Source organism: Streptococcus parasanguinis (assembly GCF_001069785.1).
Taxonomy (GTDB): Bacteria; Bacillota; Bacilli; order Lactobacillales; family Streptococcaceae; genus Streptococcus; species Streptococcus parasanguinis_T.
Map to the genome: position 1 here is coordinate 4,498 of NZ_JVSR01000096.1, position 23,125 is coordinate 27,622.

The 23,125-nt window shown below is 43.1% G+C and carries 19 protein-coding genes and 1 pseudogene; 17 read left to right on the forward strand and 3 right to left on the reverse strand.

Annotated elements, in window-relative coordinates; all coding sequences use genetic code 11:
* Positions 1 to 61: 61 nt before the first annotated feature.
* Positions 62 to 2,137, reverse strand: coding sequence for a GH92 family glycosyl hydrolase (locus ADG03_RS08850; RefSeq protein WP_049472901.1), 2,076 nt, complete (start codon positions 2,135 to 2,137; stop codon positions 62 to 64).
* Positions 2,138 to 2,351: 214 nt separating this feature from the next.
* Between ADG03_RS08850 and ADG03_RS08855 the strand changes: the two genes are divergently transcribed.
* The 12 genes from ADG03_RS08855 to ADG03_RS08910 all read left to right on the forward strand — a co-directional run bounded on the left by ADG03_RS08855 (position 2,352) and on the right by ADG03_RS08910 (position 17,951).
* Positions 2,352 to 3,632: a glycoside hydrolase family 125 protein gene (locus ADG03_RS08855; protein ID WP_049472899.1), complete on the forward strand. Its 1,281-nt coding sequence runs from the start codon at positions 2,352 to 2,354 to the stop codon at positions 3,630 to 3,632.
* 76 nt (positions 3,633 to 3,708) lie between these two features.
* Positions 3,709 to 6,354, forward strand: a complete 2,646-nt coding sequence (locus tag ADG03_RS08860; RefSeq protein ID WP_049472897.1) for an alpha-mannosidase — start codon at positions 3,709 to 3,711, stop codon at positions 6,352 to 6,354.
* Positions 6,355 to 6,444: 90 nt separating this feature from the next.
* A complete protein-coding gene (locus ADG03_RS08865) occupies positions 6,445 to 7,314 on the forward strand; it encodes an ROK family protein (RefSeq protein ID WP_049472896.1) in 870 nt (289 codons plus the stop codon).
* On the forward strand, positions 7,308 to 9,188 hold the full coding sequence (locus tag ADG03_RS08870; protein WP_049472895.1) for a beta-N-acetylhexosaminidase: 1,881 nt from the start codon (positions 7,308 to 7,310) through the stop codon (positions 9,186 to 9,188). The genes ADG03_RS08865 and ADG03_RS08870 overlap by 7 nt, the downstream gene beginning before the upstream one ends.
* Positions 9,189 to 9,415: 227 nt before the next feature.
* The gene (locus ADG03_RS08875; RefSeq protein ID WP_003009701.1) at positions 9,416 to 10,345 is read left to right on the forward strand and encodes an ABC transporter permease; all 930 of its coding nucleotides are present in this window, start codon (positions 9,416 to 9,418) and stop codon (positions 10,343 to 10,345) included.
* A gap of 13 nt (positions 10,346 to 10,358) precedes the next feature.
* A complete protein-coding gene (locus ADG03_RS08880; protein WP_003004100.1) occupies positions 10,359 to 11,291 on the forward strand; it encodes a carbohydrate ABC transporter permease in 933 nt (310 codons plus the stop codon).
* A gap of 79 nt (positions 11,292 to 11,370) precedes the next feature.
* Positions 11,371 to 12,852, forward strand: coding sequence for an ABC transporter substrate-binding protein (locus ADG03_RS08885; protein ID WP_049472894.1), 1,482 nt, complete (start codon positions 11,371 to 11,373; stop codon positions 12,850 to 12,852).
* A 172-nt stretch (positions 12,853 to 13,024) separates the two neighbouring features.
* A complete protein-coding gene (locus ADG03_RS08890) occupies positions 13,025 to 13,636 on the forward strand; it encodes a YesL family protein (RefSeq protein ID WP_049472892.1) in 612 nt (203 codons plus the stop codon).
* Positions 13,637 to 13,638: 2 nt separating this feature from the next.
* A complete protein-coding gene (locus ADG03_RS08895) occupies positions 13,639 to 15,285 on the forward strand; it encodes a sensor histidine kinase (protein ID WP_049472891.1) in 1,647 nt (548 codons plus the stop codon).
* Between the two features lie 10 nt (positions 15,286 to 15,295).
* Positions 15,296 to 16,597: a response regulator transcription factor gene (locus ADG03_RS08900; protein ID WP_049472889.1), complete on the forward strand. Its 1,302-nt coding sequence runs from the start codon at positions 15,296 to 15,298 to the stop codon at positions 16,595 to 16,597.
* A gap of 197 nt (positions 16,598 to 16,794) precedes the next feature.
* Complete coding sequence (locus tag ADG03_RS08905; protein ID WP_003004492.1) at positions 16,795 to 17,388, forward strand: TetR/AcrR family transcriptional regulator; 594 nt, start codon at positions 16,795 to 16,797, stop codon at positions 17,386 to 17,388.
* A complete protein-coding gene (locus ADG03_RS08910) occupies positions 17,388 to 17,951 on the forward strand; it encodes an NAD(P)H-dependent oxidoreductase (RefSeq protein WP_014712763.1) in 564 nt (187 codons plus the stop codon). Before ADG03_RS08905 ends, ADG03_RS08910 begins: the two co-directional genes overlap by 1 nt.
* Positions 17,952 to 18,029: 78 nt before the next feature.
* On the opposite strand, the gene ADG03_RS08915 is transcribed toward ADG03_RS08910, so the two are convergent.
* Positions 18,030 to 18,884, reverse strand: a complete 855-nt coding sequence (locus tag ADG03_RS08915; RefSeq protein WP_049472888.1) for a putative RNA methyltransferase — start codon at positions 18,882 to 18,884, stop codon at positions 18,030 to 18,032.
* 58 nt (positions 18,885 to 18,942) lie between these two features.
* On the opposite strand from ADG03_RS08915, the pseudogene ADG03_RS11945 reads away from it, so the two are divergent.
* The 5 genes and pseudogenes from ADG03_RS11945 to ADG03_RS08940 all read left to right on the forward strand — a co-directional run.
* Positions 18,943 to 19,029 (forward strand): annotated as a pseudogene (locus tag ADG03_RS11945) (winged helix-turn-helix transcriptional regulator); the annotation flags it as partial.
* A gap of 124 nt (positions 19,030 to 19,153) precedes the next feature.
* Positions 19,154 to 20,020, forward strand: a complete 867-nt coding sequence (locus ADG03_RS08925) for an ABC transporter ATP-binding protein (RefSeq protein ID WP_049472887.1) — start codon at positions 19,154 to 19,156, stop codon at positions 20,018 to 20,020.
* Positions 20,020 to 20,862, forward strand: coding sequence for an ABC transporter permease (locus ADG03_RS08930; protein WP_049472885.1), 843 nt, complete (start codon positions 20,020 to 20,022; stop codon positions 20,860 to 20,862). Before ADG03_RS08925 ends, ADG03_RS08930 begins: the two co-directional genes overlap by 1 nt.
* A gap of 18 nt (positions 20,863 to 20,880) precedes the next feature.
* Entirely contained in the window at positions 20,881 to 21,336 is a 456-nt protein-coding gene (locus tag ADG03_RS08935; RefSeq protein ID WP_031572580.1) for a LytTR family DNA-binding domain-containing protein, read from the forward strand.
* Between the two features lie 9 nt (positions 21,337 to 21,345).
* A complete protein-coding gene (locus tag ADG03_RS08940) occupies positions 21,346 to 21,759 on the forward strand; it encodes a DUF3021 domain-containing protein (protein WP_049472884.1) in 414 nt (137 codons plus the stop codon).
* 62 nt (positions 21,760 to 21,821) lie between these two features.
* Here the strand turns inward: ADG03_RS08940 and tyrS are convergent, their stop codons facing one another.
* The gene (gene tyrS, locus ADG03_RS08945; protein WP_003004779.1) at positions 21,822 to 23,078 is read right to left on the reverse strand and encodes a tyrosine--tRNA ligase; all 1,257 of its coding nucleotides are present in this window, start codon (positions 23,076 to 23,078) and stop codon (positions 21,822 to 21,824) included.
* Between the last annotated feature and the right edge of the window lie 47 nt (positions 23,079 to 23,125).

The window sequence follows — 23,125 nt, forward strand, 5'->3', positions numbered from 1 at the left end:
GAGGTGGGACGACGAAATCGAATTCTAACGAATGACCGATTTCTGTCCCACTTTCTTTTTCTTATGCATGTGGGGGGAGCCATGAAAGGTCAAACTGGAGCAATTGGGCTTCAAGGAGATCTTGATGGGAAATCTCTTGTTTCTCTTTGCCATCTAATAGGGCTTTTTGGATGAAATAGGCGCCTGCAGTGTGTGAGTTGGCGCAAATCTTGAGCTCTTGCTTGGGAAGATGGAGAAGGACTTCTTTAAAGAGAGGGAGTCCCAGATCATAGATTGGTTTTCCTGGGCAGGTTGGATAGAGCCCAAGGGCTGACCAGATGTACCAAGCAGATAGGCTACCGTTGTCTTCATCACCTGGATAGGCTTGGAAATCTTGATGAAAAGCTTGGGAACGGATCTGGTGGATCAGGAGATTGGTGTATTCGGGATGAAGGCTGTGACGGAAGAGGTAGGGAATGTGAAAGCTGGGTTGATTGGAGATGGCAATCTGCCCAAATGGGGCTTGGGCCATTTCACTCATTTCGTGGATTTCATAGCCATATCCTCTTACGTCAAATTGAGGTCTTTGATTGGCCAGATCCAGCAGTCGTTGGGTGAAGGCTTTTTTACCGCCCATCAGCTCTATCAGGCCGGAGAGGTCGTGTAAGGCTCCAAAAGTAGCCTGGGTGGCAGAGCATTCTGCATAATCTCCTCCCCAGCTGGTAGGAGAGAAGGGCTCTTTAAAGTTTCCATTGGTGGATCGCGCTCTCATGAAGCCCGTTTGGGCATCATACAATGTTCGGTAGGAGAGGCTGGAAGTAGCATAGCGAGCGGCTGTTTCTGCATGACTCAATTGCTTGGCAACGGTAGCAATGCAAAAATCACTATAAGCATAATCTAGGCTGTGGCTCACACTTTCGTGAAAATCATCGGGTAGATATCCAAGGGTCTTGTAGCTTTCATTGCCATGGCGACCAAAATGTTGAGTAGGATCTGTTTTTTGGGCCGTTTGGAGCATGGCTGTCAGCATGTTTTCATGTAGGTCTGGTGCGATCCCTTTTGTGACAGCATCCGCAAAGACTCCATCGATGAGGGTACCTGGCATCATTCCTCGTTCATCTGGGGCCAACCATTTTGGTAGAAAACCAGTATCCTTGTAAGTGTTTAAAAATCCTTCGAGAAAGTGACGGTAATAATCGGGGTAGACAAGGCTAAAGAGCGGAAAAGAGGTCCGAAAGAGGTCCCAAAATCCGATATTGGTATAAGCTTTTCCTGGTTTGATTTCATTATGAGTGACATCCAGGTGCCAGTCATTTCCCTCGGTATCTGTTTCATAAAAGGTTTGAGGGAAAAGGAGGAGTCGGTAAAGGCAATGATCGAAAAAGGCTTGGTCACGCCCTCCGGTATCTTTTGCTTCAATTCGTTTTAGCAGCTGATTCCATTGATCGGCTGCTTCTTTTTTAGCTTCCTCTAGAGAAAGGTTGGGAAGATGGCTGTGAGCCATGTCTTGGGACAGATAAGAAGTTCCTAATTGGACGGTCACTTCATTGCTAGAAAAGGTCAGGAAAAGATCTTGATCGATGTGAGTGACGTTCTCGATCGGCTGGCTAAATTGCCACTGGAGATAGAAAGAGTAGGAAGTATCTGCGGTATGGGCCTGATCCAGAATATGGAAGTGGCAGGTTTGGTCTGTCAGGGTCAAGTCCTCTAGTTCATTTGCTGCATGAAAACAGAGTGTCAGCTTTTCTGGTGCTCGAAAGCGCATGACAGCCCCGTAGTGGCTTGGAACTAGCTCGCTTTGAATCTGATAACGTTCTGAAAAAATACGAAGGTAGTGGGGCTGGAAAACGGCTTCTTTCATCGAATAACTGCTTTGACGACGGAAGAGGTCGGAACTTGCAACTTCCCCTGTGATGGGCGTGATGAGGCACCAAGCGTAGTCTCCTATCCAAGGACTAGGCTGGTGGGTGAGACGAAATCCCTGAAAAATAGGGAGATTGGGGTTGAAAAACCAAGCTCCTTGTTCGTGTGTCGTCTGGGGAAGGAAGTAATTCATTCCAAAAGGGACTCCTGTATAAGGGAGGGTGTTTCCGTGGGAATAGTGGGGATGATTATCGCTTCCCCAGCGGGTATCGATGGTCTGGCAATGTGTGCGCATCTTGTCTCCTTTTTCTTCATCAACCTTAAATGATCTGTATTTTTTTTGAACACGCGCTGGTATTTTCTTCATTGTATCAAAGTGTTGTCAAATATGATAGCGTTTTTATCAAATGGAAAATTTTGTAGAAAAAGGGCTATAGTTTGCGTATGTATTTCCCATCTGAAATCTTTTATACTGAATAGGAAAGAATCGATACGTGTGAGGAAAATAAATGACCTATTCAAAAGAAATCGTCAGAGAATGGCTGGACCAAGTAGCAGAACGTGCCAAGGAGTACCCGGAGTGGGTGGATGTCTTTGAGCGTTGCTACACAGACACTTTGGACAATACAGTTGAAATCTTGGAAGATGGGTCAACCTTTGTGTTAACAGGGGACATCCCAGCTATGTGGTTGCGTGACTCAACGGCTCAATTGAGACCCTATCTTCATGTAGCTAAACGAGATCCCCAATTGCGCCAGACCATTGCTGGCTTGGTCAAACGCCAGATGACCTTGATTCTCAAGGATCCCTATGCTAACTCTTTTAATATTGAGGAGAACTGGAAAGGCCACCACGAGACCGACCATACCGACTTGAATGGCTGGATTTGGGAGCGCAAGTATGAAGTGGATTCGCTGTGCTACCCCTTGCAGCTGGCTTATCTTCTTTGGAAGGAAACTGGTGAGACTAGCCAATTTGATGAAACCTTTGTCACTGCGACCAAGGAAATCCTTCATCTCTGGACAGTGGAACAAGACCACAAGAACTCCCCTTATCGCTTCGTTCGGGATACAGATCGTAAGGAAGACACGCTGGTGAATGATGGCTTTGGGCCAGATTTCGCCGTGACAGGGATGACCTGGTCAGCCTTTCGTCCAAGTGATGACTGCTGTCAGTATAGCTACTTGATTCCGTCTAATATGTTTGCAGTGGTTGTCTTGGGTTATGTGCAAGAAATCTTTGCAGACTTGAATCTAGCCGATAGTGAAAGGATCATTGTAGATGCCAAACGCCTGCAAGCGGAGATTCAAGAAGGGATCGAAAACTACGCCTACACGACTAACAGCAAGGGCGAGAAGATCTATGCTTTTGAAGTAGACGGTTTGGGAAATGCTAGTATCATGGATGATCCAAACGTGCCAAGCTTGTTGGCAGCTCCTTATCTGGGATATTGCGCCATTGACGATGAGGTCTACCAAGCTACTCGTCGGACGATTTTGAGCCCTGAAAATCCTTACTTCTATGAAGGGAAGTATGCTAGTGGGCTCGGAAGTTCTCATACCTTTTATCGCTATATCTGGCCGATTGCTTTATCCATTCAAGGATTGACAACAAATGATAAAGCTGAGAAAAAACATTTGCTGGACCAGTTGGTTGCCTGCGATGGAGGCACGGGCGTCATGCACGAAAGTTTCCATGTAGATGATCCAACCAAATACTCGCGTGAATGGTTCTCTTGGGCCAACATGATGTTCTGTGAATTGGTCTTGGATTACTTGGATATTCGCTAATGAGCTGTCGCTTAACAGATTCTGGGAAAGAATCAAAAATATATTTTTAAATTTAAGTTAGAATGAGGTTTTACTCATGGAAAATGTTGTTGTACATATCATCTCTCACAGCCACTGGGATCGTGAGTGGTATTTACCTTTTGAAAGTCACCGCATGCAATTGGTGGAACTCTTTGACAATCTCTTTGATCTTTTTGAAAATGACCCTGAATTCAAAAGTTTCCACTTGGATGGACAAACCATTGTCCTTGACGACTATTTAGAAATTCGCCCTGAAAACCGTGACAAGGTGCAGCGCTATATCGACGAGGGCAAGCTCAAGATTGGTCCCTTCTACATCTTGCAGGATGATTACTTGATCTCCAGCGAAGCCAATGTCCGCAATACCTTGATCGGACAGGCTGAATGCGCTAAATGGGGCAAATCTACGCAGATTGGCTACTTCCCAGATACCTTTGGAAATATGGGACAAGCTCCTCAACTCCTTCAAAAATCAGGGATTCACGTAGCAGCCTTTGGGCGTGGGGTCAAACCAATCGGATTTGACAACCAAGTCCTCGAAGATGAGCAATTTACCTCTCAATTTTCTGAAATGTACTGGCAAGGGGCAGATGGTAGCCGTGTGCTTGGTATTCTTTTTGCCAACTGGTACAGTAACGGGAACGAAATTCCAGTGGATAAAGATGAAGCTTTGGCTTTCTGGAAACAAAAATTGGCAGATGTTCGTGACTATGCCTCCACCAACCAATGGTTGATGATGAACGGTTGTGACCACCAACCGGTTCAACGAAACTTGAGTGAAGCTATTCGCGTGGCCAACGAACTCTTCCCTGACGTGACCTTTATTCATAGCTCTTTTGATGAATATGTGCAAGCAGTGGAAAGTGCGCTTCCTGAGCAATTATCTACGGTTACGGGAGAATTGACTAGTCAGGAAACCGATGGTTGGTACACACTGGCAAATACGTCTTCCTCTCGGATTTATCTCAAGCAAGCTTTCCAAGAAAACAGCAACTTGCTCGAGCAAGTGGTGGAACCTTTGACCATCATTACTGGTGGGCACAACCACAAGGATCAATTGACCTATGCCTGGAAGACACTCTTACAAAATGCGCCACACGATAGTATTTGTGGATGTAGCATAGATGATGTTCACCGTGAAATGGAAGTTCGTTTTGCCAAGGTCAACCAAGTTGGAAACTTTGTCAAGACCAACCTTCTCAACGAATGGAAGGGTAAACTAGCAACTCAAAAAGCCCAGAGTGAGCACCTCTTTACGGTCATCAACACTGGCTTGCACAATAAGGTGGACACCGTCAGCACGATTGTCGATGTAGCGGTTTGTCCATTTAAGGAATTGCATCCGACAGAGGGCTTCAAGAAAATGGCCGCTTTGACCTTGCCAGACTACCACGTAGAAGATTTAGATGGGCATCTTGTAGAAGCAGAGATTGAGGACTTGGGAGCAAGCTTTGGCTATACCCTGCCTAAGGATAAATTCCGTCAACCTTATATCGCGCGTCAAGTGCGCGTGACGGTTCCGGTTCACCTAGCGCCTCTTTCTTGGACCACCTTCCAGCTCTTGGAAGGCAAAGCACCTCATCATGATGGTCTTTTCCAAAATGGGGTGATTGATACGCCATTTGTAACCCTTAGTATCGATGATGGCTTGACCCTCTATGATAAAACGACCAATGAGGCTTATGAGGATTTCCTTCGTTTTGAAGATCGTGGTGATATCGGTAATGAATATATCTACTTCCAACCAAAAGGAACAGAGCCGATCTATGCGGAGTTAACAGCTTATGAGGTCTTGGAAAACAATGCTCGCTATGCCAAAATCTTGCTCAAGCATGACTTGACGATCCCGGTTAGCGCGGATGAACAATTGGATGCGGAGCAAAGAGGCATTATCGAGTTTATGAACCGCAAGGCAAGTCGCTCAGAAGAGATGACAACCATCCCTCTTGAAACGGAGATGACCATCTTTGTGGATGACCCGCAAATTCGCTTCAAGACACGCTTTACCAATACTGCTAAGGATCACCGCATTCGTCTCTTGGTCAAAACTCATAACACTCGTCCAAGCAATGACTCGGAAAGCATTTATGAGGTGGTCACACGGCCAAATAAACCGGCTGCTTCTTGGGAAAATCCTGAAAATCCTCAACACCAGCAAGCTTTCGTCAGCTTGTATGATGACGTCAAAGGGGTAACAGTGGCCAATAAAGGATTGCATGAATACGAAATCCTTGGAGACGATACGATAGCTGTAACACTTCTCCGTGCTTCCGGTGAACTTGGTGACTGGGGCTATTTCCCAACACCAGAAGCACAATGCTTACGGGACTTTGAGGTTGAATATGCAGTAGAATGCCATCAAGCTCAGGGACGCTTCTCTGCTTATCGCCGAGCTAAAGCTTTGCAGACACCGATGACCAGCCTTCAAGTTGAAAAACAAGAAGGAAGTGTAGCAGCATCTGGTAGCTTACTCAAGCATACAGCCTTGACACATCCTCAGGTTTGTCCAACAGCCTTTAAGGTAGCAGAAAATGAAGAAGGTTACATCCTTCGCTATTACAATATGAGCCAAGAAAATGTGCGCGTGTCAGAAGGACAACAAACGGTTGTCGATCTTCTTGAACAACCGTATCCGGTCCATACAGGTTTATTGGCACCGCAAGAAATCCGGACAGAATGGATTAAAAAAGAAGAAGTCTAGCTGGTTGCAGCTGAAGAAACAATAAAAGGAAAGGAGGAGCGAAAAAGTAAGAACCGACTGCTGACTCGCTCCTTTTTACAGGTAAAAGCAATGACCATTGCAACGATTGATATCGGAGGGACTGGGATTAAGTTTGCTAGTCTCACTCCTGATGGAAAGATTTTAGATAAGGCCAGCACCCCAACGCCAGAGACTCTGGAAGAGTTGCTAGCTTGGTTGGACAAACGCTTGTCAGAACAGGACTACCGTGGGATTGCCATGAGTGTACCAGGAGCTGTTAACCAAGAAACAGGGGTAATTGAGGGGATCAGTGCCATTCCATACATCCATGGTTTTTCATGGTATGAGGCTCTTTCTCATCATAAGCTTCCTGTCCATCTAGAAAATGATGCCAACTGCGTTGGGCTGAGTGAACTCTTAGCTCATCCTGAGATTGAAAATGCAGCCTGTGTTGTGATTGGGACAGGAATTGGTGGGGCTATGATTATCAATGGCAAGCTTCACCGTGGTCGTCATGGCTTGGGCGGTGAGTTTGGCTACATGACAACCATCGAACCTGCAGCAAAGCTCAATAACTGGTCACAACTAGCATCAACAGGAAATATGGTGCGCTATGTCATTGAAAAATCTGGTCAGTCTGACTGGGATGGCCGCAAGGTGTACCAAGAGGCGGCAGCAGGCAATGCCCTTTGCCAAGAAGCTATTGAGCGGATGAATCGCAACCTAGCCCAAGGACTGCTCAATATCCAGTATCTCATCGACCCAGATGTCATTAGCCTGGGTGGCTCTATCAGTCAGAATCCAGATTTTATCAGAGGGGTTCAAAAAGCAGTAGATACTTTTGTGGACAGATATGAAGAATATACAATTGCTCCAGTGATTCAAGCTTGCACCTATCAGGCAGATGCCAATCTCTACGGTGCCCTTGTCAACTGGTTACAGGAGGAAAACCAATGGTAACTTTTACCGGAATCAGCAATAAACAAGCGCAAGCTTTAGAGTTGCTCCAAAATCACATTTCTCTACCAGATGTAGAAGTGGTAGTCGCTCAGTCTGGCCATGCTTCTATTTCTATCAAGGGAGAGAATGGGCAGTATCAACTGACCTACCGTAAACCTCATCAACTCTACCGTGCCTTGTCTGTCCTCGCAACAGCTTTAGCAGAAGGGGATAAGGTAGAGATTGAGGAGCAGGCGGCTTATGAAGATTTAGCCTATATGGCGGATTGTTCGCGCAATGCCGTGCTCAATGTCGCATCAGCCAAGCAGATGATTGAAGTTCTAGTTCTCATGGGTTACTCAACCTTTGAGCTCTACATGGAAGACACTTATCAAATCGAGGGGCAACCTTACTTTGGTTATTTCCGTGGAGCATACTCAGCTGAAGAGTTACAGGAAATCGAAAGCTACGCCCAACAGTTTGACATGACCTTTGTCCCATGTATCCAGACCTTGGCCCACTTATCAGCCTTTGTCAAATGGGGGGTTAAAGAAGTGCAGCAACTCCGCGATGTAGAAGATATCCTCCTCATCGGTGAAGAAAAAGTCTACGACCTGATTGACGGTATGTTTGCGACGTTATCTAAACTACAAACTCGCAAGGTCAACATCGGGATGGATGAAGCTCACCTGGTTGGTTTGGGACGCTACCTCATCTTGAACGGTATGGTGGATCGGAGTCTTCTCATGTGCCAACACTTGGAGCGCGTGCTGGATATTGCGGACAAGTACGGTTTCCACTGCCAGATGTGGAGCGATATGTTCTTCAAACTCATGTCAGCAGATGGCCAGTACGACCGTGAGGTGGAAATTCCAGAAGAAACGCGTGTTTACCTTGACCGTCTCAAAGACCGTGTGACCTTGGTTTACTGGGATTATTATCAAGATAGCGAGGAAAAATACAACCGCAACTTCCGTAATCACCATAAGATTAGTCAGGATATTGCCTTTGCTGGTGGGGCTTGGAAGTGGATTGGCTTCACACCCCACAACCATTTCAGTCGTCTCATCGCTCTTGAAGCCAATAAAGCTTGCCGTGCCAACCAGATCAAGGAAGTCATTGTGACGGGCTGGGGGGACAATGGTGGTGAAACAGCCCAGTTCTCGATCCTACCGAGCTTACAAATCTGGGCGGAGCTCAGCTATCGCAATAATTTAGAGTGTCTATCTGCTCACTTTAAGACTAATACTGGTCTATCCGTTGAGGACTTTATGCAGCTGGATCTGGCCAACCTCTTGCCAGACCTACCAGACAATCTCAGTGGCATTAACCCCAATCGCTATGTCTTTTATCAGGATGTTCTCTGCCCAATTCTTGACAAACACATGACACCTGAACAGGATAAGCCACACTTTGCCCAAGCAGCTGAGACTCTTGCTGCTATCAAAGAAAAAGCAGGCATCTACGCCTATCTCTTTGAAACCCAGGCTCAGTTGAATGCCATTTTAAGTAGTAAAGTGGATGTAGGTCGACGCATCCGTGAGGCCTATCACGCAGGTGATAAAGAGAGCTTGCAACAAATTGCTCGGGAAGAATTACCAAAACTCAGAAGCCAGATTGAACACTTACATGCTCTCTTTAGCCACCAATGGTTGAAAGAAAACAAGGTCTTTGGTTTGGATACCGTAGATATTCGTATGGGTGGACTCTTGCAGCGGATCAAGCGAGCTGAAAGCCGTATTGAAAACTACCTAGCAGGCGAAATCCCTCGTATCGATGAACTAGAAGTAGAGATCTTGCCATTCAACGATTTCTACGGGGATCAGGACTTCGCAGCCACAACGGCTAACCAGTGGCATACTATTGCGACGGCTTCAACCATTTATACAACGTAAAAAATGCCAAGTTGGATGACAGAAGTCTCATCCACAGTGGCTAGGAGTAGAAGAGGAGCTGTCTTTACGACCACCCTTTTCTACTCTTTTTTAAAGCTATGTCATAAATTTGTAGAATTTTTTCTATAATTAGGAGTTTGAAAATGTAAATGGGCTATCTTATAATAGGTGATGTAAACGCTACCAAAGCAAATAAACACGCTCAAGGCTCAAAGGGGGGGAGTTAAATGAAAAAGTTTGTAAGGACTCTGAGAGAAAATTTCATTTTTCTTTTAATGGTCTTACCTGGTGCAGCGTGGTTAATCTTATTCTTCTATATTCCGGTTTTTGGGAATATCGTAGCATTTAAGGACTATCATATTACGGGAGAGGGCTTCATTGACAGTGTCATGAAGAGTAAGTGGGTTGGCTTTGACAATTTCAAGTTCCTCTTTAGTTCCAAAGATGCCTACATTATTACAAGAAACACGGTCTTGTACAACTTAGGATTCATCTTCTTAGGATTGATTGTTTCCGTTGGGATCGCCATCATCTTTAGTGAGTTGAGATCAAAAAGAGTGGTCAAGGTGCTTCAAACCTCCATGCTCTTCCCATACTTCCTATCATGGGTTATCATCAGCTTCTTCACCGATGCCTTCCTTAACGTGGACAAAGGATTGGTCAACCACATCTTAACTTCATTTGGTATGAAAGCCATCAATTTCTACTCGGAATTGTGGATCTGGCCAGCGCTTCTCCTCTTCTTAGGAATCTGGAAAGGCTTTGGTTATAGCAGTGTCATGTACTATGCAACCATCATGGGAATTGACCCAACTTACTATGAAGCAGCGACTGTGGATGGTGCGTCTAAGTGGCAACGCATTCGCAACATCACCATTCCTCAGTTGTCTTCCTTGATTACGGTTTTGACTATTCTTGCAGTCGGAAATATCTTCCGCGCAGATTTCGGTCTTTTCTACCAAATCCCGCATAATGCTGGAGCGCTCTATAGTGTGACCAACGTTATTGATGTTTATGTCTACAACGGTTTGACCAAGTCAGGGGATATCGGGATGACAGCAGCAGCCGGTCTTTACCAATCGGTAGTCGGTTTGGTTCTTGTTTTAATCTCAAATATCATTGCCCGTCGCATTGATAAGAATGCCGCTCTCTTCTAGAAAGGAGGATCGTATGAAAAAATCAACCATTCAAAAAGAAAAAATTGATAATGTCGGGATCCATTCTTTCAGTAAGAAGAGCAACTTCTTCTTTACCTTGTTGTTGACCTTGGTCGGCTTGACCTGTGTGCTTCCCTTCATCTTCGTTGTCATGATCTCTTTGACAGACGAACAAAGTTTGGCAGTCCATGGTTTCCAATTCTGGCCAGCAAAATTTGGATTTGATGGTTACCTCTTCTTGGTACAGTTCAAAGACAAAATCTTGCAAGCCCTCTTCATTACCTTGTTTGTGACCATTGTGGGAACAGCATGTAATGTCTTTATCACCACAACTTATGCTTACGCAATCTCACGGAGTACCTTTAAATACCGCAAGTTCTTTACCGTATTTTCACTCCTTAGTATGCTCTTTAGTGCAGGGTTGGTTCCAAGCTACATTGTGACCACTCAACTCTTGCAGTTAGGTGATACCATCGGGGCTTTGATTATCCCAATGTTGCTCAGTCCATTTAACATCATCTTGATGCGGACCTTCTTTAAACGGACCATACCAGAAGCCATCCTTGAATCCGCTCGGATCGATGGGGCAAGTGAAACACGGATCTTCTTCCAAATCTGCTTGCCATTGTCTCTTCCAGGGATTGCGACCATCAGTTTGTTCACCGCTTTAGGGTTCTGGAATGACTGGTTCAACGCCCTCCTCTATATTAAGAGTGACAACCTTTACCCATTGCAATACCTCTTGATGCAAATCCAAAACAATATGGATTACATCGCTAAAAACGTCGGGGTATCCGGCCAATTGGCAGGAGCTGTACAATCCATCCCACGGGAAACAGGACGTATGGCCATGGTGGTTGTGGCAACAGTGCCAATCGCCATTCTCTATCCATTCTTCCAACGCTACTTTGTAAAAGGCTTGACCATCGGTGGTGTGAAAGAATAACATCGTTTATTGAAAATCAGCAGGATTTTCAACTCATAACTTAGTCTAAAAAGAAAATAACATAAAGGAGATTTTTCTTATGAAAAATTGGAAAAAATACGCGTTAGCATCTGCTAGTGTCATCGCTCTTGGAGCTACTCTTGCTGCTTGTGGAAACCTTACAGGGAACAACAAGAAGTCTGCAACAACTGAAGACGGTAAACCAATCATCAAGATGTACCAAATCGGTGATAAACCAGATAACTTGGATGTTCTTCTTAAAAATGCCAACAAGATCATTGAAAAGAAAGTTGGCGCAAAATTGGATATCCAATATCTTGGTTGGGGTGACTACGCACAAAAAATGAACGTTATCATCTCATCTGGTGAAAACTATGATATTGCCTTTGCTAATAACTACGTTATCAACGCTCAAAAAGGTGCTTATGCTGACTTGACAGAATTGTACAAGAAAGAAGGGAAAGACCTTTACAAAGCACTTGACCCAGCTTACATCAAAGGGAACACTGTAAACGGCAAGATCTATGCTGTTCCAGTAGCAGCTAACGTTGCATCTTCTCAAAACTTTGCTTTCAACGGACCACTTCTTGAAAAATATGGTATCGATGTTTCAAACGTGAAAGACTATGCTTCTCTTGAACCAGTCTTGAAAGCTATCAAAGAAAAAGATCCAAACGTTGTTCCATTTGCAATGAACAAGAGCTACGGTGGACCTTCAGATGACTTCGACTACGTAGCTGTTGATGGACTTCCATTCGTGGTTGACTTGAAAGGTGACACTACTAAGATCGTTGACCGTTACACAATTCCTCGTTATGTAGAAAACTTGAAGACTCTTCACAAATACTACGAAGCAGGATACATTCCAAAAGACGTAGCAACTAGCGACACTGGTTATGATCTCTCTCAAGATACATGGTTGGTTCGTGAAGAAACAGTAGGGCCAGCTGACTACGGTAACAGCTTGCTTACTCGTGTAGCAAACCGTAAGATCGACATCAAACCATTTACTGAACTTTACAAGAAGAACAACACCACTCAAGTAGCTAACTTTGTTATCTCAAATAACTCTAAGAACAAAGAAAAAGCAATGGAAGTATTGAACCTCTTGAATACAAACCCAGAACTCTTGAACGGTCTTGTTTACGGACCAGAAGGCAAGAACTGGGAAAAAGTTGAAGGTAAAGAAAACCGTGTCAAAGTCTTGGATGGCTACAACGGAAACACTCACATGTCTGGATGGAACACTGGTAACAACTGGATCCTTTACATCAACGAAAACGTAACAGATGAACAAATTGCACAATCTAAGAAAGACTTGGAAACTGCAAAAGAATCTCCAGCACTTGGTTTCATCTTTAACACAGATAAAGTGAAATCAGAAATCACTGCTCTTACAAATACTTTGAACCAATTCGCAGGTGCGATCAATACTGGTACTGTGGATCCTGAAGTAGAAGTTCCTAAGATGCTTGAAAAATTGAAATCAGAAGGTGCTTACCAAAAAGTGCTTGACGAAATGCAAAAACAATACGACGAATACCTTGCTTCTAAAAAATAAGAAATAGGTCGTGTGAAAAGGCTTTGGAGGGATCTCCAGAGCCTTTTTAAGTTTTTTATGAAAATGAATCTTGGAAATGAAAATCAATATTTCAATTTACTAATGCAAATATGGGGAAAGCGTTTTATTTTTATGATATAATAGAATAACTAATTGGGAAAGAGGCTGAATGATGGGAAAAATCATCGAGTTCATTTTTACGAGAGTCTATGTTGCCATGCTGGTAACAGGGATTTTTTGGGTCTTGACGATCTGTGGGGGCATTCTTCTAGGAGTAGGACCAGCCAGTGCCACTATCATGAGCCTCTATGCGGAAAATGGCATGAACTACAAAGACTACCATTGGTCACGCGCTTGGGAACTCTTCAAAGAAAATCTGGTTCCGGCTAATCAAGTCTTTTACACCTTCTTTGCCATTGAAGGAATCCTCCTCTATGGCATGTACCTCATGGTCCAGATTCCTCACTTGAATTTCTTCCAAATTTTGGTTCTCTTGTTTAATTTGGTTTTCCTCTTGGTTGCGCCTCTAGCTTATGCCGTTTATTTGAAATTGCAAGTGCATTTTGCTCTCTCTTATGCCAACAGTATCAAGCTCAGTTTGATCGGAATGTTGCTGGACATTCGTCCGGTTCTGAAGCTCATCCTTGGAACCGCGCTACTTGGCGTCATTAGCTACTACATGCCAGCCCTTCTCTTTTTTGTCTTGATCGGCGTCTGGCATTTCTTTGTCAATGATATCTTTGACCCTGTTTATCAAAACATCCACGAAAAATTGGTATCCTAACGATGAAAAAAATCTGGTTAAGTACGCTTTTAAAATTCTACGCCTATGTCATGGTGGTCATTTTGACCATTATGGGTCTCGTCGTAGCGGGGATCTCTTGGAAAAACCAGCAAGCTGAAGCCGATCGGATCGCCCAACGGGTCTTGACTGAAGTCGTGACGGATCTTGAGACCTCTTATCAGCGGGTCACACAAGAAGGGCGTAGTCTCGTTGAAAACCCTGCAAAATTAGAAGGGGTTTATCGCTATTTTACCTTGTCACCATCGGAGTATGAGACTTGGCGATTGAATGCCCAGTTCCCTTCTTATATCCAATTGTCCCTACATAAGAATATTGACAGTCTCTATTTGAGCAATAAAAACATCGAGGGTATCGATGTCACCTTGTCTGATTACAAGACGGTATTTGTCTCTACCCGGCAATCACAGGGAGGCAAGCAAGTCTCAGCGGACCATTACAAGGCTCCTGCGACAGCCATTCCGGTTCCTTTGACAGATCCGACTACGGGTGCTGGAGTTGGGATTGCTTATATGACGCTGAACCAAGAAATTTTGACGGCAGCGATTGATAATGCCAGAGGCGATCTTCCGGTCGCTGTACGGATCTTCACTCCCTTTGGGAAAGAGATGTACCATGAAGGGGATAAGGGGCAATCAAAAGATGTTAAATGGCAAACCCGTAGCACGATCTATGGCTACAAGGTGGATGTGGCTGTTTCTGAAAGTTATCTGGTCAAAAAGGGTCTAGCTAACCTGACCACTTTTCTCTCCATTGCTTTCCTGATTTTCTTGATCCTTTACTTGTTATTACGGCAGATTTTCAAAAATTACCGGCGTCAAGTCCTCGATTTGGTTGATACCATGAATCAGATCAGTCAAGGCGATAGTGAACGACGGATTGATACCTCGACCAAGGACCAAGAACTGCTGGTTATTGGTAATATGATCAATACCATGTTAGACAATATGGATAAGAATATTCGGGATATCTATCAGCTACAGCTCAGCCAAAAAGATGCCAATATGCGGGCCCTACAAGCCCAGATTAATCCCCACTTCATGTACAATACACTGGAATTTATCCGGATGTACGCCGTCATGCAAGAGCAGGATGAATTGGGTGATATTATCTATGAGTTTAGTAGTCTCTTGCGCAACAATATCTCAGATGAGCGAGTGACGACAGTTGAAAATGAGCTCGAATTTTGTCGCAAATACAGCTACCTCTGTATGGTGCGTTATCCAAAATCGATTGCCTATGGCTTTAAGATCGATCCAGGCTTGGAAAAGATGAAGATTCCAAAATTCACCATCCAGCCTTTGGTCGAGAACTATTTTGCGCATGGAGTGGATCACAAACGCAAGGACAATGTGATTAGTGTCAAAGTCTTGCAAGGAGAAGGGCAAGTCATGATCCTGATCAGTGATAATGGGCGCGGGATGGAAGAAGAACAGCTAGAAAAAATTCAAGAGATGCTAGCCAATCGCAATCCACGCTCAGAAATCGAAGAAAAGAGTGGGCGGCAGTCCATCGGAATTGTCAATGTTCATGAACGCATGCTACTCTATTTTGGAGATCGCTACCATATCCAAGTCTTCTCCCAACCTAACCATGGAGTGACCTATACGATAACCATTCAAGATGAATAAAGGAGACAGAATGTACAAAGTCTTATTAGTAGACGATGAGTATATGATTACAGAAGGGTTAAAAAAATTAATCCCCTTTGACCACTGGAATATGGAAGTGGTCGCAACTGCAGAAGATGCAGACCAGGCCCTTGATTATGTACGAGAGCATCCGGTGGATGTGGTGATCACGGATGTCAATATGCCTGGAAAGACCGGACTTCAGATGATTGCAGAGATGAAGGATTTGATACCAGATGCTGCTTTTATCATTATGTCAGGCTATCAGGATTTTGAATATGTCAAGACAGCCCTCAATTTGCGCGTGGCAGACTACCTGCTCAAACCGGTCAATAAGGTGGAGATGGGCAATATCCTAGAAAAAATCCAGCACCAAATCCAGCAACCAAGCCAAGAGTTGGCCAACCGCTTGATTCACGATGACATCTCTGAGGAAGAGTTTTGTCGGTATATCGCAGGCCGGAATTCACTGTGGATTGGGATTGCTAAGGAGAAAAAAGGTTTTATCAGCTCGTCTTACCAAGTTCTCGGGCAAAATCTTCAACTCTTTATCTCAGATCAAGAAGAAGCCATGATTGAGAAGGCCTTTGAGCCACCTTATAAGGAGCACTTTCATCAATTTAAGGACCTAGTGGAGCGGAGTCTCTTTTATGGAGCGACCCCTCTCAATCAAGATGAAGAGGTCTTCCATTACTACGAGCCGGCCTACCGGGTGATCATGCAAGGAAATATCCAACAGATCTTAGAAGAACTGGACTGGTTGGAAAAAATGATCCTTGAGAAGACACCCAAGGTTTCGCTGACCAAGCAACTCTTTATCCAATTTTTGATGGATGTCTTTCATTTGTTTGAATACCTACAAGGAGATGATTTGGCCGATGTGGTCAAGAAAGTCCAAGAAGCTGCTACCTTTAGAGAGATGATTAGCTTTATCCAGGAAGAATTGTCCCGTTTCTTATCCCACTATCGGATGAACGAAAATGTAGCGAGTGTCCTCCAAGTGATTAGCCGTGATTACCAAAAAGAGCTGTCGCTCAAGGACATCAGTCAGGCTCTCTTTATCAATCCAGTCTATTTAGGCCAATTGATTAAACGAGAAACCAATGCAACGTTCGCAGAACTCCTCAACAAACAGCGGATTAAGGCTGCCCAGCAGCTCCTCTTATCGACCAATGACAGCATTGAAGATATCTGCTATAAAGTTGGTTACAGTAATGTAGGCTATTTCTACAAGGTTTTCCGTAAACTCTGTGGGAAATCGCCTAAAACCTATCGCTTACAAGTCATGACAGAGCATACAGAAGATGAGTAAAAGGCTGAGACGATTTGTCTCAGCTTTTTAATTGAAGATAAAGTCTTCTTAGAAACTTTCCTTAGGTGAGTAGATAACAGAAGGTCAGAGACTCTGAAGCTAAGTTTTGAGTATTTTTTAATTTGACAAATATAAATAGACAGTGTATACTTTATAAAAAGTAGACGGCGTATACTTTGATAGGGAAAGGTGGTCAAATGAAACGGAATACGGAAGAACTGAAAGAAAAGTTAATTTCGGTCGGCATTGAAGAAATTAGAACTAACGGGATTGACCGGATGTCTATGCGTACAATAGCTCAAAAATGTGGGGTGACTCATGGAGCTCCCTATAAGCATTTTGGAAGTAAAGATAGATATATTCAAGTGGTTATGGAACACTTATCAATGTTCTTTTTGACAAATATGATACAAGGGATTGATACTTCCATAGATGCAAGAACTCAACTAATTCTGATGGGCTGTAACTTTGTAAGGTTTGCCCAAGAGGAAACCTATCTATTTGAAGCATTATTTATCAAATTTCCATATAACTATTTGGAGCTATCCCAGGAAACTATTTCAGTCAACTCCTCTTTACCAGGATTTGAACATTTTAAGTCGGTAGCGTTAAGACTTAAAGATGAGGAAAATCTTTCTAGTAGTGACGCAGAAATTTTGATCCATTTTTGGAGTTTTATTGCTGGTTTGGCTCTATTGGTAAGGAGTCCCGTTGGAGAAAGCTTTAAAGAAAATGATGTTCAAAAGACCGTCAGAACGATGCTTGATATTTATATAAAAGGAGATAGCTGATGAATGTTTTAATAATCTATTCACATCCGAATGAAACAAGTTATAATGCATCAATCCTTCAAACTGTGCAAAAGCATTTAGCACCAGAGCATAGGGTTAAAATAGTAGACTTATATAAAGAAAACTTTGATCCGGTTTTACGTTTTGATGAAAGGCATAAAAGGAGAGATTTACAGCATAATGAAGACATGAAACCGTATAGAGATTTATTGAGTTGGGCGGATCAGTTGATTTTTATTTTCCCTACTTGGTGGAGTGGAATGCCAGCTATTTTAAAAGGTTTTATTGATCGTGTTTTTGTTGCAGGTTTTGCTTATCAGAATGGACCTCGAGGTCCGGTGGGGCAACTAGATGGAAAAGCATGGATCATTACGACGCATAATACGCCAAAAATTTTTCTTCCTTTTTCTCAAGACTACGCAAAGGTTCTAAAATCCCAAATCTTGAAACCCTGTGGTATTAAACCGGTTAAAGTGACACAAGTTACACGAGTGGAATATATGAGTGATCGTCAACGGAAAGAAGAACTCGAAAAAATCGCACAAATAGCAAAAAGGATTTAAAAAGTGCTTTACAAGTCATGACAGAGCATGCAGAAGATGAGTAAAAAGGCTGAGACAAATCGTCTCAGCCTTTTTACTTTAAGTCCTTTGTATCTTGATTTTCCCAACTAGAAGCTCAGCTTCAATGGTGATTTCTGTGAGTTGGGTCCAGTCGATTTTTTCTTGGTCAACGTGAAATAGAAGAGGGGTCATAGCGAGGAGCGCTTGGCGTTCTTCAGGAGTTAAACTCTTGGTGAGGCTGACTGTTTCGGATGAGAGAATTTGGCAGTGGTCTTCAAAGTGCTCCAAAATTTCCTGGTTGGAGTAGGATTGCTTGGTCAATTGATCTTGGGCCAACTGACGAATTTCTTTCAGATGAGAAGAGGTTGGGACGACTTTAATGATCACCCCTTCAGCCTTTAAGACACGCTCAAATTCAGCGTAATTAGCCGGGGAGAAGATGTCCAAAATGACCTCTATACTCTTGGATTGAATGGGTAAATGAGCCAAGTCTCCTACAAACCAATTGACCTTCCAGCTAGTGTCACTCTTGGCAGCTAGTTGCACAGATTCCTTTGAAAGATCAAAGGCATAGAAAGTAGCTTCGGGATAAGCTTCTTGTAGCTTTCGGGAGTAATAGCCTTCTCCACAACCGGTATCTAGAATCTTGGCATCACTGGTCGGAATTTTTTGTCCGATCGCTGTTAGAATCGGCTCATAAAAACCTGCTTCTAGGATTAGCTGGCGATTCTGGAAATTTTCTTTGTCATAGTCCTTTGATTGTTTGATCTGGGGAGCCAGGTTGACATAGCCAAATTTCGCCAAATCAAAAGAATGGCCCTTGGGACATTTAAAACTGGTCTCCACAAGTTCTAGGTCCAGTTGACAGATGGGACAGGCAAAAGCAGTGGCTGTTTGAAATCGTTGTAATTTTGGTTTAATCGGTGTATTCATATTAGTAGTGTAACAAAAGAGCCTCTAGATAGCAACCGATGCTCTAATAGAGTACCAAACAGAATATGAGCTGATAGAAAAAGGAAATTCACTGATGCCAATTTTAAAGGACTTGAATCAATGGGGAAAAGAATGGCTGCAATAAATTTTTTCCTCATTTTAATCTCTTCTATCTCGCCACTCATCTCTTCATTTTGACCACTTATCCCCAAAAGCCATTTTTTAAGCGGCTTTTTTGTTAGACTGGTTTTATCAAAAGGAGAGAGAACATGATATTACAAGCTAAAAACATCAGTAAACGATATGGAAATCATTTAGCCGTAAACAATATTCATTTACAGTTTGAAAAGGGAACCTTTAATGCGATTCTAGGACCAAATGGGGCGGGGAAATCAACGACGATTTCCATGTTGATTGGTTTGAAACAACCAACGCAAGGTGAAATCATCTATGAACCAGGTACTAAAATTGGTGTGGTCTTCCAAACCAGTGTTTTAGATGAGATGCTAACGGTTAGAGAAAATTTGACCATTCGTGCGAGACAGTACAAAGACCTAAAACCAAATCGTGTGTCTGATCTTATTGATCGGCTAGGTCTATCAGCTTTCCAAAAGCAGAAATACGGGACGCTTTCAGGTGGCCAAAAGCGTCGGGTTGACATTGCGCGTGCCCTGCTCTCGCAACCAGATATTCTGTTCTTAGACGAACCAACGACAGGTTTGGATATCCAAACCCGAAAGTCTATTTGGGATTTGCTCTATCAATTGCAGAAAGAAGAGGGGATGACCGTTGTACTGACCACGCATTATCTTGACGAGGCAGATGAAGCTGATCAGATTTATATTGTGGACCATGGGAAAGTGATTGCTCAGGGATCAGCACTAGATATTAAGAGTCAGTATGCTACTAATATCTTAAAGATTCGTTTCAAGGAGATGCAGCAGATAGAAAGTCTCAAATCTTCGGGAATGTCAGTAGAGCAACAAAGTCAATTGGAGTATATTTTTCAACCCAAGAGTGAAAGGGAAGCCATTGATTACCTGGCGCAAGTTAGAGATAATCTAGCCCATTTTGAGTTTCGTCCAGGGACCATGGATGATGCCTTTATTGCACTTACAGGAAGGGAGGTTCACTAATGCTAGCCTTACTAAAGCGAAATTTTTTATTGTACTTCAGAAATCGTTCAGGAGTTTTCTTCTCTCTGTTGGGAGCCTTGATTTCCTTTATTCTTTATATTATTTTTCTTCAAAAAAATCTAACAGATGCTTGGGCTCAGCTCCCCAATAGTGGTCCTGTGTTAAATAATTGGTTAATGAGTGGGACGCTGGCTGTGACAGGGATTACGACAAGTCTGGCTGCCCTGACTCAGCTAGTAAAGGATCGTGAACATCAAGTAGATCAGGATCTTTATTTATCGGATCAAGGAAAGTGGCGGTTACCATTTTCGTATCTAACGAGCGCAATCATCATCTCTTTTTTCATGCAGGCCCTTATGTATGTGCTGATGTGTGGCTATTTTAGAGAAGTTCCAGCACTGTCTTTATTACCTGAAGTACTCCTTATTATGCTGCTTAGTAGCCTGCTTTCTAGTTTAGTGAATGCCATTTTTGTTTATTTTTTCCATTCCGTAGACAGTCTTGGGAAGTTTTCGACCATAGTGGGTACAGCTTCTGGTTTTTTGGTAGGGACTTATGTACCTTTAGGTGTTCTACCTGATTTTGCACAACTACTAATGAAATGTACTCCAGCAACTTATATTGCTGCACTTTATCGACAAGTACTCATGAAAGAAGCAGTGAGCGAAACCTTTAAGGGGCGAGATGATCTTCTTCGAGAATTTCAAGAAAAAATGGGTGTTCAGCTCAAATGGCAAGCCTTATTGACAAAGGAACAAACATACCTTATAGTGTTAGGTGGTATTCTTCTAGCTTTGGGGATTTGGGTTCCCTTAGCAAAAAGATCGAATAAAAGAAAGTAAGTGAGAATTGGAGTAGGAATGAAGATTCGTTTTGAGGAAAAACAGGATATCCCAGAAAACGACCCCTGTGTGGTCATTCAAGCCAAGCAATTATCCGATCAAGCACGAGAGGTGATGGACTATCTCGAACAATTTTCGACAGTGAATCAAGTAGTGATCCCTATCAAAACAGATGATCATTTGATCATGGTGAAAATTGATGACATTATTCTAGCCGAGATTGATAAGAATCAGCTGACCATTTATACGACAGACAAAACGTTTACCGTCAGAGATACTTTGACAAATTTTCAACATCGGATTAATCGTCGTAATTTTTTACAGATATCCCGCCACGCGGTGATGAATATCGACCATTTGGAATCGCTATCGGATAGTTTTTCAGGCAATATGATGGCTAAACTGACACGCGGAGTGAAATCAAGTGTCAGTCGGAAATATGTCAAATCCTTGATGGATTATTTAGGGGTATAGGAGAAAGTGATGAAACGAGTTATAGCTTATTTTGTATCTGGTATGAGGACAGGATCCTTCTTTTATTTGTGTTTGGTGTTATTATCCCATATCTATCCCAACATCGTCTATCCCGCTGTGAATGTACGCAACATCCTAGCGATCTTTTTAATGAGTGGAACAATGGGAGTTTTGACGTTCATTCTTGAGGAAGAAGAGTTTTTGACCTATAGTTTGCGTGTGGTCCTGCATTTAGTTGTGACAGCTACCATCTTAGCATTGACCTACTTATTTTTTGGCTGGGGGGCAGCCTTACGGAGCCCGATTCCTTGGTTGATCTTTCTAGCCATTTACGGCCTGATCTGGCTTTACCAGATTTGGCAACTCCATAAAAAAACTCAACGAATCAACCAAGCATTGTTGTATCGCAGAAAAGGGAAATAGTCCCAGAAAAAAGTGTATAAGAAAACCACGAAGTTTCGTATTAACTTCGTGGTTTTACTTTCTTAATAAGTCAAAACAAAGTATTTTTTCTTACCGCGGCGGATAACGGTCAATTCATTTTCTAATTTATCGCTATCGCTCAAGACATAGTCAAGGTCTTGAATGCGTTCGCCGTTGACGTAGATAGCTCCGTTTTGAACATCTTCGCGGGCTTGGCGTTTAGAATTTACCACACCAGCTGTGACCAAGAGTTCAACAATGTTGAGGTTGTCTTCTGCTTGGACCTGGTAGTTTGGCACACCACGAAGGCCTTGTTTGAGTTCTTTTACAGAAAGGTTTTTGATGTTTCCTGCAAAGAGTTGTTCGGTGATGTTGAGGGCTTCCTTGTAGGCTTCTTCGCCGTGGACGAGGGTAACCACTTCACGCGCCAAGATCTTTTGAGCCAAGCGTTCATGAGGAGCGGCCTCAAACTGTTTGCGGATCTCTTCAATCTCATCAAGTGACAAGAAAGTGAAGATCTTCAAGAAACGCACAGCATCCGCATCCATCACATTCATCCAGAATTGATACATTTCGTATGGAGATGTTTTGTCTGCATTGAGCCAGACCGCATTACCTTCTGATTTACCGAATTTCTTACCAGTTGCATCTGTGATCAAAGGCACAGTCATAACATGACCAGTTTTATCTGCTTTACGACGCATCAACTCAGTACCGGCTGTCATGTTTCCCCATTGGTCAGATCCACCGATTTGAAGGGTTACATTGTGTTCTTGGTTGAGGACGTAGAAGTCATAGCCTTGCATGATTTGGTAGGCAAACTCTGTGTAAGAAATCCCTGTTTCAATCCGTTTTTTAACAGATTCTTTACTCATCATAGCATTGACCGTAAAGTATTTTCCGACATCACGAAGGAAGTCAATAAAGCTAATGCTTCCAAACCAATCGTAGTTGTTGACCATTTCGGCTTTATTGTCACCATTTTCAAAATCGAGGAAACGAGACAATTGCCCTTGAATGGAGCGAACCCATTCTTGTACAGTTTCTTTTGTTTGGAGACTACGTTCAGCATCTTTGAAGGACGGATCACCAATGAGACCAGTCGCACCGCCAACGAGCGCATAAGGTTTGTGGCCTGCTAGTTGAAGGCGACGGCTCGTCAAGATGGCAACCAAGTGACCAAGGTGAAGGCTGTCAGCAGTTGGATCATAACCAGTATAATAAGAAACCTGACCTTCTTCCAGTGCTTTGCGTAAGGCTTCTTCATCCGTCGTTTGAAATACCAAACCACGCTCTTTTAGCTCATCAAAAATGTGCATGTGTCTTTTCTCCTTTATAAGTTTATTCATTTCTCTATTCTACCATA